This window comes from Hyunsoonleella flava (assembly GCF_004310325.1).
Classification (GTDB): Bacteria; Bacteroidota; Bacteroidia; order Flavobacteriales; family Flavobacteriaceae; genus Jejuia; species Jejuia flava.
Window position 1 is genome coordinate 1 of the sequence record NZ_SIRT01000008.1, and the last position, 17,040, is coordinate 17,040.

A 17,040-nucleotide genomic window follows, 5' to 3' on the forward strand; every position below is an offset into this window, starting at 1 on the left:
TGATTGCTCGCATCTTTGCGGTTATACAAAGACAAACACCTTATGTGGATACATTAAGGTTCGTAGCTTAAATTTTAACAAATTTTTTTTGGTCGAATCATAGAATACGCGGGCTAAACCTTAAAGTTTTATCTTTTTAAAGCATCTTAAGGTTTAAACAAAAAAGCCTCAAAAAATTAGCCTCTAAAAATATTATCATCAAAACTCAGGACAAAACAGGATAGTTTTTAATTCACATTTAAATAACTTTCCAATGATTTAACACAACTAAAATGCAAAGACGAAACTTTATACAATTATCCACTCTAGCAGGAGTAGGATTATCACTTCCAATAGCAGGTATTTTAAGCTCCTGCGAAAGTCATCCAGAACATTCATTAGAATTTAAAAACCTAATTTCAGGTTTGTTAAAGGATTGGAGTGATGGCATGTTAAAAGTGCAAATAAACAATCCATCAAACTTGGAGCTACACGGCGCTTTAGGCTGCCCATCTTGTTCTCATATTCACGGACGTTGTATGGACGCTGTCTATCCGTTTTTATATATGGCAGACAAAACTGGTGATGAAAAATATTTAGAAGGTGCTAAATTAGTCATGCTTTGGGCTGAAAATAATGTGTCTCAAGAGAATGGTGCTTGGACCGTAATAAGAAACCCAAAATCGTGGAAAGGTATTACTGTTTTTGGAGCCATTGCTTTGGCTGAAGCATTGCATTACCATGGTCATGTTTTAGATGACGATACTTATGTAGCTTGGAAAAAGCGTTTAGAAAAAGCAGGACAATATATTTACGATACATTTACCATAGATTTTACAAATATAAATTATCCAGGAACAGCAGTTTACGGATTAAATTTAATAGGTAATGTTTTAGGTAGAGACGATTTAAAAGCCAAGAGTAAAACATTAGCATCTCAAGTAAAAGCGTACTTTACAGCAAATGAAGGCCTGCTATTTGGAGAATGTAAAAAGAGCTCTAGTAAACTAAGCGAAAAAGGCCTACACGGTGTTGATTTAGGCTATAACGTAGAGGAGACTTTGAATAGTTTAGTAATGTATTCGCTCAAAGAAAAAGACGAAGAGTTATTACAAATCTTAACTAAATCTCTAAATAGCCATTTAGAATTTATGTTACCCGACGGTGCTTGGGATAACAGCTGGGGTAATAGAATGTACAAATGGAGTTATTGGGGCAGTAGAACTTGTGATGGTAGTCAACCTGCATTCGGAATGATGGCACACATAAATCCAGCATTTGGAACAGCAGCTGTAAAAAACACAGAATTATTACAACGTTGCACTGCAGATGGATTAATTCATGGTGGTCCAGGTTTTATTGAGGCTGGCATTCCTGCATGTGTACACCATACGTTTACCCACGCAAAACCCTTAGCAGCATTATTAGACCATTGGGATCATTTACCAGAAATTAATAAAAAAGCGGCATTGCCAAGAACTACTGCAGATGGCGTAAAACATTTTAAAGATTTAGATGTATACCTCTTTGCAAGAGGCGATTGGAGAGGAACTATAAGTGCCTACGATGCGGAGTACCATTATAAAGATGACTATCGTCAAGCTTCTGGTGGCGCTTTAGGGGTTTTATATCACAATAAAGTTGGTTTGTTATGTGCCGCAAGTATGGCAGAATACGCTTTAGTTGAAAAGAATAATCAGCAAGTACAACCTAATAAAGATATTTCATTTACACCAAGAATAGAAACGTTTAAAGAAGAAAAATGGTATACCAATTTATACGATTTACCAGCTACTGTTGAAAGTAAAGATGAAAACGGAACTATTAAATTATTAGCTAATGTAGCTTTAAAAAATGTAGAAAGAGCAATTGTAGAAGAAACGGCATCCAATTTCAAAATTGGCTACACGTGTTCGGAAAATGAAATAAACATTAAAGTAACAACTGAGCAAAATATTACAGCACCAACAGCATTTGTACTACCAATTATTTCTCCAAATAGTGAGGTTGTTACAAAAGTAAGTGATACAGAAATTACCATTAAAAAACCAGAGGGATTAGTTACTATTTCTGCAAACGCGCCAATTAAAACCAAAGAAATTAAAGGTAAAAGAACCTTCAATATGGTTCCTGGTGCAGAAGCTATTCCATTTGAAGTGTTTTTTAACGAAGGAGAAAAAGAATTGCTTCTTTCAATAACAGTAAGTTAAGGTATTATTTTTTATAACTGGTTTTGCTTAGGTTTCTAAATTTACCGGGAGCTAAACCAGTTTTTCGCTTAAATAGTCTGTTAAAGTAAACATCAGATTCAAAGCCTAATTCAAAAGCAATTTCTTTTTGAGATTTATTGGAGTTCAGCAATAACTCTTTAGATTTTTCAATCTTTAACAATAAATGGTATTGCAGAGGAGAAAGTCCTGTTTGTTTTTTAAAATTGATTCTAAACTTAGAATAGCTAACTCCTAAATGAGAAGCAATTTGCATCAAATCAATAGTTGTGTTGATGTTTTTATACATCATGCTTTTAGCTTTGGAAACCAGCGAGTTTAGACTGTCTATATTGTTTCCTCCGCTTTTAATATTATACAAATCTGCCATAAGTTGAATACAAATACCAGATGCTAAACGCTGGTAACCATAAGGTTCTTCGTCATAAAGTTTATACAGTGCATTAAAATGATTTAAAATTGATGGTTTATTACATTTTGAAATAATAGGTTCGTCTGTGTTAAAAAAACCATTAGAGAGAAATTGTTTGGCGATATGCCCAGAAAAACCAACCCAACGCTCGGTCCAACCTGTTTCTACTTTAGGTCTATAGCGATGCCAAACACCCGGAAACAATAAAAACACATCACCATCGGATACATTTACTTGTCCAGTTGCTTTGCTTTCGAAAATACCCTGTCCCTTAGTGATTAAAACCACATGAAATTCATCTAAAACACGTCCTTTGTCCCATGTAAATATATATTGATCTGGATGGTCTTTAGAAGGATATTCAGAATGTTTTTCAATAACATTTCGTCCTAAATTGTTGATGTAAAACCCCCATAATGCATCTTTATCAGAGGTTATTAGGTATTTTCTGTATTTATTTTTCATATCATTTTGTGCAACTAATATATCAATTTGTCAATTGTTAATTAAAAATAAATGAAAGAAATTTACAAAGAGAATAAATAATTTAATACTGCCTTTCAGGAGAGAGCATGATACATTTTACAATGCTTTTTACTTTATTTATTAATTCTTTTAACGAATTAGACTAAACATCAGATGAAATCACTGCGTACCACCACATTTTCGCATTCATTTTTATTGCTAGTATTAACGTTTGTATTGTTATGCTTGTCTTGTGAGCAAACGCGTTTAACAATTTCAGAATTAAAATGTGAATACCGTACAGATCCCTTGGGTATAGATAATATGTCACCTAGATTGAGTTGGAAGCTATTTGATGTAAACAAAACTCGTGGTCAAAAACAAACGGCATTTCAAATTTTAGTAGCAAGTAGTTTGAGTGAACTTGAAGAAGATACTGCTGATGTTTGGAATTCAGGAAAAGTAAACTCCAATCAGTCGGTTAATATAAAATATAATGGAGCCAATTTAGAGTCTTCAAAACAATATTTTTGGAAAGTTAAGGTTTGGGATGGTTCAAATAATAATTCTCAATGGAGCGCACCCGCACATTTTTCAATGGGATTGTTAAAAGAAGCGGATTGGAAAGGCGAGTGGATTTACAAAAAAAATCAAAACAAAAAAGACCATAATTGGTATAGAAAGATTTTTTCTTTGGATAAAACACCGCAATCAGCCTTCGTTTATGTGGCTTCTTTTGGCTACCATGAGTTGTATGTAAACGGTAAAAAAGTGGGTGATGAGGTGATGAATCCTGTAAGTTCTTTTATGAAGAAACGCTTGCCGTATCTCACATACGATATAAGCGATTATTTAGTAGAAGGCGATAATGTTATTGGTATTTGGCATGCCGCAGGTTGGGCAAGATGGGGACGTGTAAAAGCTTATTTTGACCCGCCTTTTGTATTCAAAGCCCAGGCTAATATTGATATAGGTGAAGAAAATATAGTCTTAGTTTCAGACACTTCTTGGAAAAGTAAAAAAAGCTATAGTGCTTATTATAGTTCTTGGGATATTTTAGATTTTGGTGGCGAAATTATTGATGAACGACTTCGTGAAGATGATTGGAATACTGCAGATTATGATGATAGTAATTGGGAAAATGCGGTTGTTTTTGATGAACAAGACATGCAAGATGTAGAGGTGGCTGACATAAATTTAGGTCCAAAAGGAGCTGTACGAGCACCGAGTACCGATGCTAACCCGCCTACAAGTAAGATAACCGCAACCTTAAGTGCGCAAATGGTAGAGCCACAAGTGAAGTACAAAGAAGTAAACCCGATAGGGGTGTCTAAAAATGAAGATGGCAACTATGTAATTGACATGGGCGAAAACTATACTGGGTACTTTGAAATGAATCTCTTTAATGGAAAGGAAGGCGATACAGTTACTTTTGAAGTTGCCGACCATAAAGAGGTCGTTACATCTTGGGAACAAAGAAGTAAATACATATTTGACCAATCAGGAACAGGGCACTTTACCAACCGTTTTAACCTAGCAGGAGGAAGATGGGTAACCATTAGCGGCATAAACTACAAACCAGCATTAAAAGATATTAAAGGATATGTAATTACTAATGATAGAAAGCAAATTAGTCAATTTGAAAGCTCTAGTCAATTACTAAATAAAATTTACCAAATTAATTTAAACACCTATATCGCCAATACTATTGATGGTATTCTGGTAGATTGCCCACATCGTGAACGACGCGGTTGGGGAGAAGTAACTGTCGCTGCAATGTATGGGGATGCCTTACCAAATTTTGAAAGTGGTGCGTACATGAATCAATACGCACAATTTATGCAAGATGCGCAAGCTGATGATGGTAAAATGCGAGCGGTAATCAACGGAGATGATTTTGAGTTTTTAATGTGGATGGCAAACAGCCCAATTACTATTTGGGAAACTTACAGAATGTTAGGCGATAAAAAATTATTAGAAAACCATTATCCAACCTTACAAAAATGGATGCATTGGTTATATGAACATTCTGATTATGAGACAGGAGGTGCACTTAAAATAGGGAAACGAGGCACACTTGAATTTCCTGGTTTAGGCGACTGGTGCACGCCAAGGGGTAATTTTTGGAGTTCCAGTAATTCGCCAGAATCAGAACATTTTAACAATTGTGTGTACGCTTTTATGTTAGAGTCGGCATTAGAAATAGCTAAAGTTTTAGGTGAAGAAGAAGATGCTAAAATGTATGCTAGCCGTCTCGAAGTGCAACGTAAAGCGACTCACGAAAAAATATATGATGCCAATACAGGGAAGTACGGTGAGGGCCATCAGGTCAATCAAGCTTTTGCCTTAATTTCGGGAGTCACTCCTGAAACTGAACAGCAAAAGGTGTGTGACAATATGGTAGATCAGGTCCTTTATAAATTTCCGTATTACGACACAGGAAGTTCTGGGCAAGCCTTGTACACGCGCTATTTTACAGAACACGGAGAGCGTATGGATTTAATTTATGAGCTACTTAAAGACAAGCGACACCCAAGTTATGGTTACTTTTTAGAGCAAGGTAAAACCGTATGGCCAGAACGTTGGTCTGCTATCGGGAATAGCCAAATACATACTTGTTACACGGGTATTGGAGGCTATTTTATAAAAGGATTTGCAGGGATTCGTCCAGATTCAGAGCATTTAGGGATGCAACATTTTATTGTAAAGCCTGCACCTGTTGGCGATTTAACTTTTGCAAATACGGAGTACAAATCTATGTACGGCACTATTGTTTCAAATTGGAAAAAAGAAGCAGAAAGCGCCACATTTCATATTGAAGTTCCAGTAAATACATCAGCAAAAATATACATTCCCGCGACTAAAAAGGAAGTGGTTTTTGAAGGTGAAAATATAGCAGAAAAATCTAAAGGTATACAATACGTTGGTACTGAAAAGAGTGATGCTGTTGGTAATTATGTGATTTATAAAGTAGGTGCTGGAACATATAATTTTAAAGTTTCAGAATTACCAAAAGTGGCTTATCCTGACCCATTAAATAAGCCAGAAAACTTAGCCTTAATAGGGCGAATGAATGCTTCGTCTATGACCATTCAATCTGAAAAGCTACCCGTTTTTGAGGCGTTTAGAGCTAATGACGAAAATATAGAAACGCACTGGAAAGCGAGTTCAGCATCAAATGAATGGTTAGAAGTAGAATGGTTTAAACCACAAACCTTTAATCAGATGGTTATTCAAGAAAAAGGGCGTAACATCTTAAATTATAAGATGCAATATTTTGAAAATGAAAGCTGGAAAGACTTGTCGAACGTAACAACGATGAGCTCAAATGGGGCATATAATTTTGAAACGGTTACCGCATCAAAGTGTAGAGTTTTAATTAAAGAGTCAAAAGAGAAGCCAGCAATTTCAGAAATTGAAATTTATTACAAAAAAAGCTAAGTCATGAAAAACTTCAAAAAGGGTTATAGGATAATTTCATTAATCTGTTCGCTGCTGTTTAGTGCCACAAGTTTTGCCACTGAAATAAAACACCTAAAATGTAACGGACAGGTAAACCCAGTGGGTGTGGTTGATGCGCGACCAGAGTTTAGTTGGACCTTTATTGGTGATAAAAAGAGCCCAAAACAAGGAGGATATCGTATCATGATGGCATCCTCTATCGAAAAACTTAAATACCCAGATATTTGGGATACAGGACCAACAAGTACATCAGAAACAGGTCCTTTTAAATATTGCGGTGCGCCTCTAAAACCAGGTCAGCGTGTGTATTGGAAAGTAACAGCTTGGGGCAATAATAGAGGGGTAACGCATAGCGAACCTGCATGGTTTGAAATGGGAGATATTAAAAACCCTGAAACACCATTTGAGCCTTTTGTATTTCCAAAAAATGATGGTGTTGTACAAATTACGTTAAGTGGAAATGACGAAGGAAGAACATTTGAAGGCATCGGCGGCGTAAGTGCAGGTGCTTCAACAGATTTGCTCTATGATTATAAAGACCCTATTCGCAGTCAGATATTGGATATGTTGTTCAAGCCTAAATTTGGTGCTGGATTTCAGCACTTAAAAGTAGAACTGGGTGGTGGTGAAAATTCAACCTGTGGTTCAGAACCTTCACATGCTATTACAAGAGAAGAGTTAAAAAATCCTGTATCAAGGGGGTATGAATTTTGGTTCATGAAAGAGGCGAAAAATAGGAATCCTAACGTTATTTTAGAGTATCTCCCATGGAGCTTCCCTTATTATTTAAAACTAAATATTTTCACGAAGGAATCAGCAGAGTATTTCGTTACTTTTCTGGATGTGGCCAAAAAACAATGGGAATTGGATATAGATTGGGTGGCCGCTGCTGAAAACGAGAATTATACCAATCGTGATTGGCTTGTAAATGAAGTGCGCCCTTTATTGGATGCCCGAGGTTATAGCAATGTAAAAATTCAGGGGCCTGATGATAATAGTGGTGATTGGAAAATATTTGACGAATTTGAAAACGACAAGGCCTTTAACGACGTTGTTGAAGCGGTGGGTTACCACTATGTTACTGGTAGAGAGTTTAATGAAAATATGGTGGATGGACGCGGACGTCCAACTACAGAAAAAGCTAAAAATACTGGTAAGCCTCTATGGGCCAGTGAAGATTGGAGCTGGACAGGGAAAGACTGGGGCGGTGCTGGAGCCTTAAATTTGGCACGTATTTACAATAAATTTTATATCCGAGACCGCATAACCAAAACATTAATATGGGCACCCATAGGATCTATTTACAAATCGGTAACTTGGGATAAAGCTGGAGCTATGAAAGCCAATAGCCCCTGGAGTGGATATTACGAAGTATGGCCAACCATTTGGGCTACAGCACATACCACTCAGTTTGCAGAGCCTCACAATTGGCAATACCTAAATAGTGCTTGTGGTCTTTTTGATGGTGCTACCTACAAAGGCAGTTCTGTGGCTTTAAAAGAAAAAGATGGTTCAAATTGGAGCATGATTATTTGTACAGAAACTGATGAGGAAATAGAAGTCAAAATAGAAGAAGGATTGTCGTTGGACACGGTCAATGTTTGGAAGTCGGATGAAAATGAACAGTTCGTTCAACAAGAATCCTTAACTCCAGAAGAAGGTGTTCTTAGAATTTCATTAGATGCAAAATGCATTTATTCAATAACTACAACTTCTGGGCAACAAAAGGGTGCCTATAAAATTCCTAAGGAAACTCCATTTCCATTTCCTTATGTGGAAGATTATGAAGATAGAAAAGTAGGAGATCTTCCTAAATATCATTCCGACCAAACCGGAAGTTTTGAAATCGCTTTAAAAGAAGATGGCTCGCAGTGCTTAAAGCAAATTGTACCAGAACAGGGCTATGACTGGATGCGGGTTTATAGACGCTCAAACATTAAGCCCAATACGTTAGTGGGTGACGTTAATTGGGAAAATTACACCTGTAGCGTCGATGTATTTATTAATGGAGGTAATGTAGAATTAGGTGGTCGTGTTAAAGGAAGTTATTTAAAAGGCTATCGTTTTCAGGTAGCAAAGAATGGACACTGGAAACTTATGTTTAACCAGCAAGAACTAGAAAAAGGCGTTATAGACGGTTTTAACGGTAATATATGGCATAATTTAAAGTTGAACTTGAAGAATAACGAAGTAGAGGCATTTGTTGATGGAAATACCATTGTAAAGATTACTCACCAAAAACACCAAGGTTATGTGATGCTAGCAAGTTCTTATGATGAGAATTTATTTGATAATTTGAGAATTAAAAAGTTGGAGTAAAATCCTATAGGATATTATGAAATTAAAACTTCTTTTAATTGCACTACCTTTTTTGGTATTACAAACCGAAATGGTTTTTAGTCAGTCTACTGATGAGAATATCAATTGGGATAAAGCAAAATGGATTGGATACACAAAAGACAGTCGACCAGAAAAGTGGTCTGCAAGAGGTGTAATGCGTAACCAACCTCCAATGAACATCAATACATGGGAGCCAACTGAGGCAGAATTAAAGATGACACCTCGTAAAACACATCCTTCAGTACTTTTAAGAAAAGCTTTTACTTTAGAAAAAGATATAGCTTCAGCTGAAGTCGTAATATGTGGATTAGGATTGTACGAGTTGCATTTAAACGGTAAAAAAGTGGGGGATCGCGTACTTGATCCTGCGCAAACATCTTACGAAAAACAGGCCTTTTTTGTGCGTCATAATGTAACATCACTCTTAAAAAAGAACAACAGTTTAGGTGTTATGTTGGGTAATGGATTTTATGGTCAAAATATGGCATTTTCTCCCGGACTTTCTTACGGAAAACCTCGTGCAATTATGGTGCTTGATATCGCTTTTCAAGACGGAACAACAAAGCAAGTTGTCACAGATGAAAGTTGGAAAGCACATAGCAGTCCGATACTTTTTGATAATGTATATCATGGCGAAACCTATGATGCTAGAAAAGAAATAAAAAATTGGTCTAATTATAGCTATAATGATACTTCTTGGGATGCTGTAGAATTAATGAAAGCGCCAACTACCAACTTGATTGAGCAAGAGTTGGAGCCGATGCGAAAGGTTAGAAAAGTAAATCCTACAGCGATTTTACAAGCAGAAAAAGGCTGGATAATTGACTTAGGTCAAAACATGACAGGCTGGTTGCAAATTAATGTTGAAGAAAAAGAAGGAACAGCAATTAAAATGCGTTTTTCAGAGCATTTAATGCCAGATAAACGGAATATTGATCCTGCATCTACTGGAATTCACGTTGTAGGTAACACACAAACCGATATTTACATTTGTAAAGGAGATGGCGAAGAAACTTGGGAACCTCGTTTTACCTATCATGGGTTTCGTTACGTTCAAATCGAAGGTTTGACCAAAAACCCAAGTTTAAATCAGTTTGCAGGTTGGTTGGTAAGAACTGATGTGGAGCGTATAGGAAGTTTTGAATGTTCTAATGAACAAATCAATAAATTTTATGAGGTTTCTATGTGGACCATTGAAGATAATTTGCAAGGTTTATTAAGTGATTGTCCTCATCGTGAACGTTGTGCGTGGATGGGCGATGCTTATGTGGTAGCAGAGGCAGCAAGTTATAATTTCGATTTAAAAAGGTTATGGCAGAAAACTTCTAATGATACAAAAACCGTAGTTGGAAAATCGAAAGCGCATTTTAAAGATCCTTTTCCTTACGACTCTAGAGCTCCTGCAAATATTTCAGTGGGAAAACGCATGTGTTTACAAGCAAGACCCGATTGGGGAGCGGCTACAGTAATGATTCCTTGGTTTTCTTATGTGTATTATGGTGATAAAAAAATAGTGGAAGATGCTTGGAACATGATGGAAGGCTGGATGGGCTATCTAGATGAAAAAGTACAAGAAGAAGGAATAATCAATGGAGGATTTGGAGATTGGTGTCCACCAGGAGGAAATCCAAATATGGATACAGCACCAGCTTTAACTTCTACCGCACTATACTATCAAACTTTAGTTGCCATGAAAAAAATAGCAGTAATTTTAGATAAAGAATCACTAGCGAAAACATACGATCAAAAAGCGATTCTAGTAAAAAATGCTTTTAATGCGAAGTTTTTGAATAAAGAAACCAACTCTTATGGATCTCAAACTGGAAATGTATTTGCCTTATATTCAGGGTTGGTTCCTAAAAAGAAATCCCAATTAGTTGCTGATAATTTAGCACAACTGATTATGGAAAAGAATAAAGGCTACTATACTACAGGTATTTTTGGACACAGACCGTTGTACACGGTTTTGAATGATTTTGGTCATAGTAACATTACAAAACACTTGTGGAAGATTACTGATTTTCCTAGTTTGGGTTTTGTAACTCAAACACATGGTTTAACTACTTGGCCAGAGCATATTGCCAATTGGAACAAACAAGAAAGGTATCATCGTAATTCTTTTAATCACCCAATGAATAGTGGTTTTGCCGCCAGTTTTCATGAAAGTTTAGGTGGAATTCGTCCTAATGAAAATCACCCGGGATTTCAAAAATTCTACTTAAAACCTACTTTTTTAGAAGGATTAGAATGGTGTGAGGTGTCACATAAATCGCCTCAAGGAGAAATTAAAAGTTATTGGAAAAATGATAAAGGAACAATAGCATGGTCTATTACTATTCCAGAAAATGCAACTGCATTAGTACAATTACCAATGTATACATCAAAGCAAATCAAACTAAATAAAAAACGAGTAAAAGAGAATTCTTTCGAACTAACTTCGGGCGAATATGTAATCAAGATTAAATAATTATGAAGGCAAATAAAAACAAGGTATCTTTTTTTAAGAGAAGTAATAAACTTTTAAGTAAATTATTCTTCTCTTTTATGCTCTGTATTTCTTTATTCTCTTGTAAAGAAACTACGGTAGACGTAGAAGATTTACGTTGTGAATACCGAGTAAATCCTTTGGGAATAGACAATACGGCTCCTAGATTGAGTTGGAAATTGACTCAAGAAAATCCAGTAAGAGGACAAAAACAAACGGCTTACCAAATTTTAGTAGCTAGCAGTTTAGAAAATTTAGAAAGTAATACTGGCGATACTTGGGATTCTGGAAAAGTAAATTCAGACCAATCTGTAAATACTACATACAAGGGAGCGAAACTAGCCTCAGCAAAACAGTATTTCTGGAAAGTAAAAATTTGGGATAAAGAGGGTACTGCTTCAAAATGGAGCGAGCCTGCTCAATTTTCGATGGGATTATTACAGCAATCCGATTGGAAAGGCAACTGGATTTTAAAATCAGATCAGAAAAAAACCGATCATAATTGGTACAGAAAGAATTTCGAATTAAAAGAAGATGCTGAATCAGCATTCGTATTTGTGGGGTCATTTGGGTATCACGAATTGTATGTAAATGGAGAAAAAATCACCGAAAACGTAATGAATCCTGTGTCGTCATACATGAAAAAAAGGATTCCGTATTTAACCTACGATATTTCAGATAAACTCAAAAAAGGAGATAATGTTATTGCTGTATGGCATGCAGCAGGTTGGTCGCGTTGGCGAAGAATTAGAGAGTATCGCCTTATCCCCTTTGTATTTAAAGCGCAAGCAGAAATTGTTGCGGGTGGAGAAAAAATTACGTTAAAAACAGATACAACCTGGAAAACAAAATCAAGTTACACTTCGTATTATGGCGACTGGGATATTTTGCGTTTTGGAGGCGAAATTATTGATGATAGCAAACGTGAAGACGATTGGAATACTCCAGCTTATGACGATAGCAATTGGATGAACGCTAGTGTTTATGACCATAAGGTGCTGAATGCCGAAATTCCAGAAGGGAATAATGTCGCTTTTGCCATAAACAGCAGTAAAAATAGAGAAACACGAGCCTTGTATAGTCCGATAAAGGCTGAGTTGAGCGCACAAATGGTAGAGCCCCAAGTAAAATTTAAGGAAATAAAGGCTATAGCTATTGATAAAAACAACGATGGTACTTACCGCATTGATATGGGCGAAAACTATACCGGTTTTTTTGAAATGGATCTTTACCAAGGAAAGGAAGGCGATTCTATTTTGTTTGAAATTAGTGATCAAACGGAGGTGGTTATGAATTGGAATCAAAAAAGTAAATATATCTATGGTAAATCGGGAAAAGGAAAATTCCAAAACCGGTTTAATGTTGCGGGAGGACGATGGATTACGGTATATGGTTTAAAATATGAGCCAAAGGTAGAAGATGCAAAAGGCTATGTGATTACCAATGATCGTAAGCAAATAAGTAGTTTCGAATCCTCTAGCGAACAACTCAATCAAATTTACCAAGTTAATTTAAACACCTATTTAGCAAATACCATGGACGGAATTTTGGTAGATTGTCCGCATCGAGAACGTCGTGGTTGGGGAGAAGTTACAGTAGCGGCCATGTATGGCGATGCGCTTCCTAATTTTGAAAGTGGTGCATACATGGACCAATACTTACAATATACTAGAGATGCACAATTTCCTGATGGGAAAATACGTGCAGTGATAAACGAAGAAGATCGTCCGTTTTTAATGTGGAAAGCGAACAGCCCTTTAACCGTATGGGAAACCTACCGTATGTTGGGTGATAAAAGCGTCTTGGAAGACAACTACGAATCCATGAAAAAATGGATGGACTGGATTTTTGAACATTCAAATTTCGAAACAGGAGGCGCTATAAATGCAGGGAGACAAGGGTTACGGGAGTTTCCAGGTTTAGGCGATTGGTGCACACCTCGTGGGAACTTTTGGACGAGTAGTAATTCTCCAGAAGCAGTACATTTTAACAACTGTTTATATGCCTTTATGCTAGATAATGCGATGAATATTGCTTCTACTTTGGGTAAAACAGAAGATGCTAAAATTTATAAAGAGCGATTAAAAGTACAACGAGGGGTTACTCATAAATTGTCTTACAATCCAGAAACAGGTAAGTATTTAGATGGCATCCAAGTCAATCAAGCGTTTGCGCTATTATCGGGTGTTACACCAGCTTCAGAAAAGGAAAAAGTAGAAGCCAATTTAGCCGATAATGTCTTGTATAAATTCCCATATTACGATACAGGAAGTTCTGGGCAAGCACTATATACACGTTATTTTACGGAATCTGGCGAGCGCATGGATTTAGTTTATGAATTGCTAAGAGACAAACACCATCCAAGTTACGGTTACTTTTTAGAACAAGGCAAAACCGTTTGGCCAGAACGTTGGTCTGCCATAGGCAATAGTCAAATACATACTTGCTATACAGGAATTGGTGGCTATTTTATAAAAGGTTTTGGAGGTATTCGTCCAAATCCAGAACAATTAGGCATGCAAAATATTATTATTAAACCTGCGCCCGTGGGCGATTTAACCTATGCAAACACATCATACGAATCCATGTATGGAAATGTGGTTGTAAACTGGATAAAAGAAGGTAAAGGAGCTACATTTCATATTGAAGTACCTATAAACACAACAGCAAAAGTCTATCTGCCTGCCATAAGTAAAGAAGCCATACAAGAGAGCGATGTTTTAGCAGAAAACGCAGAACATATTGAATTTCTAGGAACAGAAAAAAGTAATGCTGTCGGTAACTATGTGATTTATCATGTAACTTCTGGAGTGTATAATTTTAAAGTAAATGAATTGCCTAAAACACAGTTTCCTGAACCCTTATTCAATTTAAAAAATTTAGCAAAATTAGGCAGGATGAATGCCTCATCGATGTTCATTCAATCTGAAAAACTACCAGTCTTTGAAGCTTTTAGGTCTAACGATGAAGATGAAGAAACACGTTGGTTGGCTACTGAAACAAAGAATCAGTATCTAGAAGTAGAGTGGGTAAAACCACAGGCATTCAATCAAGTTATTGTTGATGAATTTGAAGAAAATATTACATCTTACAAACTACAATATTTGGAAAATGGAGCTTGGAAGGATATTGCAAACGGAGCAACTTGTGGAGCTAGCAAAACGCATCAATTCGATGCGGTTACATCTACAAAATGCAGGTTATTTATTGAAGATGCAAAAGAAGCACCATCAATCAAAGAAATTAAAATTTTTAACAATAGAAAGTAATTATAAATCATAAATAATGAACAAAAAAAATAGCAGAAGCGTTTGGTTTTTCTTCGTTATCATTTTAACAACCTCAATAACCTTTGCAACTACCCCGCCAGATTGGGATGGCGCACAATGGATTTGGCAACAAGAAGATGGGCCTTCTAATACGTGGATGAGTTTTAGAAAAACCATTGCTTTTGAAGAAATTCCAGAAACGCTTGAAGCTCATATTGCTGTAGATAGCAAATTTTGGATGTGGATTAATGGAGAAATGGTACTTTTTGAAGGAGGACTTTCAAGAGGGCCAAGTCAGGCAGGAGATTGGAATAGAAAAGAGAAAATCACACCAGCAAACTCTTGGTTTGAAACTGTAAATATTCAACCCTATTTAAAAAAAGGGAAGAATACAATAGCAATTTTAGTTTGGTATTGGGGACGCGAAACACACAAAGGTACCCACATTGATAGTGGTAAAGGCGGTTTGCTGTTTTCGGCACAAATTGGAAGCAAAAAGCTAGTTTCTGATGCATCTTGGAAAGCGATTCAACACCCAGCTTACGACAATACTATACTACCAGCAAGTAAAGCATTGGTGCAATATCCTGTGCATTTTAATGCACAAAAAGCGATGAAAGATTGGTCTGAAAATGCTTGGTACACTTCTACTTTTGATGATAGTAATTGGCCAAACGCAACAGAAAAAGGAAGTGCAGGTATTGCACCATGGTACAATTTAGAACCCAATATTGTTCCGCCTTTGGTAAACCACGGATTGCAGAATTATAAGAATCATGATGACTTACAATTCCCTTTTGTAAGCACTGGACAAACCATAGCTTGTAAACTACCTTTCAACAAACAAATTACGCCTTATCTCGAAGTAGAAGCAAAAGCTGGAGACACGATTTTTGTGACTACAGATAATCGACTCAATAAAATTACAGCAACATATATTACCAGAGCAGGAACTCAGAAATTTGAGAGCTTTTCTTGGATGAATGGTAATGAAATCCGCTATGCCATTCCAGAGGGCGTAAAAGTAAAAGCACTAAAGTACCGATGGATGAGTGTAGGCGAAATGGTTGGTAAATTTGAAATAGACGATCCGTTTTATAACCGCTTGTGGTGGATGGGTAACAACACATTGTTTGTGTGCGCTCGCGATAATTTTATGGATTGTCCAGATAGAGAACGTGCCTTATGGATTGGCGATGTAGCCGACCAAACAGGCTATTTGTTTTATGCTATGGATGATGCGGGGCGTCAGCTATTAAAAAAAGCCATTTTGCAAACCATGTCCTTTAGTCAAGATGGTGTTATTGGGGCATTAGGACCACTACGTGTGCGCGAGTTGGTGACGCAAAGTTTACAGTTCATCGCACAAGGTATTTGGCCCTATTATTTAAATACAGGAGATAAAGAAACGTTGCAAAACGTATATCCATTTGTTTACGATTATTTGGCATTATTTCCAATGCTAGAGAATGGTCTGCCAGAATATAGAAAGCGTAAAAGTCCAGATTCTTGGGATTGGGTAGATTGGGGTGTTAAAATGACCGAAGACAAACAACCTATACAAATGGCTTTCTATTATTTAGCATTAAAAGAAGCTAAAAAGATGGCAGAGGTTTTAGGAGAAGATGTACATGCCAAATGGTATGAAGCGCGTATGAAGACCATGAAACCTGCATTTGAGAAGGCGTATTGGAAAAATGGTTTTTATAGTTCTAATGCAGAGAAATTAAAAGATGATAGAGCTAATGCGATTGCTATAGTTTCAGGAATTGCAAATCCAGAATATTATAATCAAATTGTAGATAATGTATTGATTCCAAATCGTTATTCTAGTCCGCACTTCGAGTGGATAGCAGAAGAAGCTATGTGTATTGCAGGTAGATACAAGGCATCATTGGAACGCATGAAAGCACAGTACCAAAGTCAGGTTGATAAAAAATCGATGTCCACCTTATATGAAATGTTCCCAAGAGGAGGAAGTTACAATCATGCATGGAATGGTTCTAATAAAATATTATCGAAATACATAGCAGGAGTAGAACCAACTAAATTAGCTTGGAGTGAATATCAAATACTTCCAAATATGGTGCATTTCAAGAAGTTAAAAAAAGTAATTCCAACGGTAAAGGGAACGATTGCGATTGATTTAGAAATTGTCGATAATATCTATCAATTAGACTTAGAGTCTCCAGAAAACACGATAGCAATCATTGGAGTGCCGAAAGAAGGTAAGGAAATTGAAGAAGTTATTGTTGATGGTAAGCTGGTTTGGAAACGAGGTAAGTTAAGGAAGCTACTCAAAGGTTTAAGTTATGTTGATCAAGATGATCAATTTTTGAAATTTAAAGTGTCATCAGGTAATTGGAATTTTCGGGCTATTTATAAATAATGTTTTAAAAG

At 36.4% G+C, this 17,040-nt stretch carries 7 protein-coding genes; 6 read left to right on the plus strand and 1 reads right to left on the minus strand.

Annotated elements, in window-relative coordinates:
* Positions 1-272 precede the first annotated feature (272 nt).
* Complete coding sequence (locus tag EYD45_RS10190) at positions 273-2,189, plus strand: hypothetical protein (RefSeq protein ID WP_130964446.1); 1,917 nt, start codon at positions 273-275, stop codon at positions 2,187-2,189.
* Positions 2,190-2,193: 4 nt separating this feature from the next.
* Here the strand turns inward: EYD45_RS10190 and EYD45_RS10195 are convergent, their stop codons facing one another.
* Positions 2,194-3,084 (minus strand): AraC family transcriptional regulator, encoded by an 891-nt coding sequence (locus EYD45_RS10195; protein ID WP_130964447.1) that lies wholly within the window; start codon positions 3,082-3,084, stop codon positions 2,194-2,196.
* A gap of 174 nt (positions 3,085-3,258) precedes the next feature.
* Between EYD45_RS10195 and EYD45_RS10200 the strand changes: the two genes are divergently transcribed.
* From EYD45_RS10200 to EYD45_RS10220, 5 genes are all read left to right on the plus strand, one after another.
* Positions 3,259-6,525 (plus strand): family 78 glycoside hydrolase catalytic domain, encoded by a 3,267-nt coding sequence (locus EYD45_RS10200; RefSeq protein ID WP_130964448.1) that lies wholly within the window; start codon positions 3,259-3,261, stop codon positions 6,523-6,525.
* A 3-nt stretch (positions 6,526-6,528) separates the two neighbouring features.
* Entirely contained in the window at positions 6,529-8,865 is a 2,337-nt protein-coding gene (locus tag EYD45_RS10205) for a glycoside hydrolase family 78 protein (RefSeq protein WP_130964449.1), read from the plus strand.
* 16 nt (positions 8,866-8,881) lie between these two features.
* Positions 8,882-11,353 carry a family 78 glycoside hydrolase catalytic domain gene (locus tag EYD45_RS10210; RefSeq protein ID WP_130964450.1) on the plus strand — a complete coding sequence of 824 codons (2,472 nt, stop codon included), beginning with the start codon at positions 8,882-8,884 and terminating at the stop codon, positions 11,351-11,353.
* Positions 11,354-11,430: 77 nt separating this feature from the next.
* Positions 11,431-14,640 carry a family 78 glycoside hydrolase catalytic domain gene (locus EYD45_RS10215; RefSeq protein WP_165453921.1) on the plus strand — a complete coding sequence of 1,070 codons (3,210 nt, stop codon included), beginning with the start codon at positions 11,431-11,433 and terminating at the stop codon, positions 14,638-14,640.
* Between the two features lie 16 nt (positions 14,641-14,656).
* Positions 14,657-17,029, plus strand: a complete 2,373-nt coding sequence (locus tag EYD45_RS10220; RefSeq protein ID WP_130964452.1) for an alpha-L-rhamnosidase-related protein — start codon at positions 14,657-14,659, stop codon at positions 17,027-17,029.
* The last annotated feature ends 11 nt before the right edge of the window (positions 17,030-17,040 follow it).

Bases quoted from the DNA above. Each gene is read 5' to 3' on its own strand.
- EYD45_RS10190 (WP_130964446.1), top strand. From the start codon at position 273: ATGCAAAGACGAAACTTTATACAATTATCCACTCTAGCAGGAGTAGGA.
- EYD45_RS10195 (WP_130964447.1), bottom strand. From the start codon at position 3,084: ATGAAAAATAAATACAGAAAATACCTAATAACCTCTGATAAAGATGCA.
- EYD45_RS10200 (WP_130964448.1), top strand. From the start codon at position 3,259: ATGAAATCACTGCGTACCACCACATTTTCGCATTCATTTTTATTGCTA.
- EYD45_RS10205 (WP_130964449.1), top strand. From the start codon at position 6,529: ATGAAAAACTTCAAAAAGGGTTATAGGATAATTTCATTAATCTGTTCG.
- EYD45_RS10210 (WP_130964450.1), top strand. From the start codon at position 8,882: ATGAAATTAAAACTTCTTTTAATTGCACTACCTTTTTTGGTATTACAA.
- EYD45_RS10215 (WP_165453921.1), top strand. From the start codon at position 11,431: ATGCTCTGTATTTCTTTATTCTCTTGTAAAGAAACTACGGTAGACGTA.
- EYD45_RS10220 (WP_130964452.1), top strand. From the start codon at position 14,657: ATGAACAAAAAAAATAGCAGAAGCGTTTGGTTTTTCTTCGTTATCATT.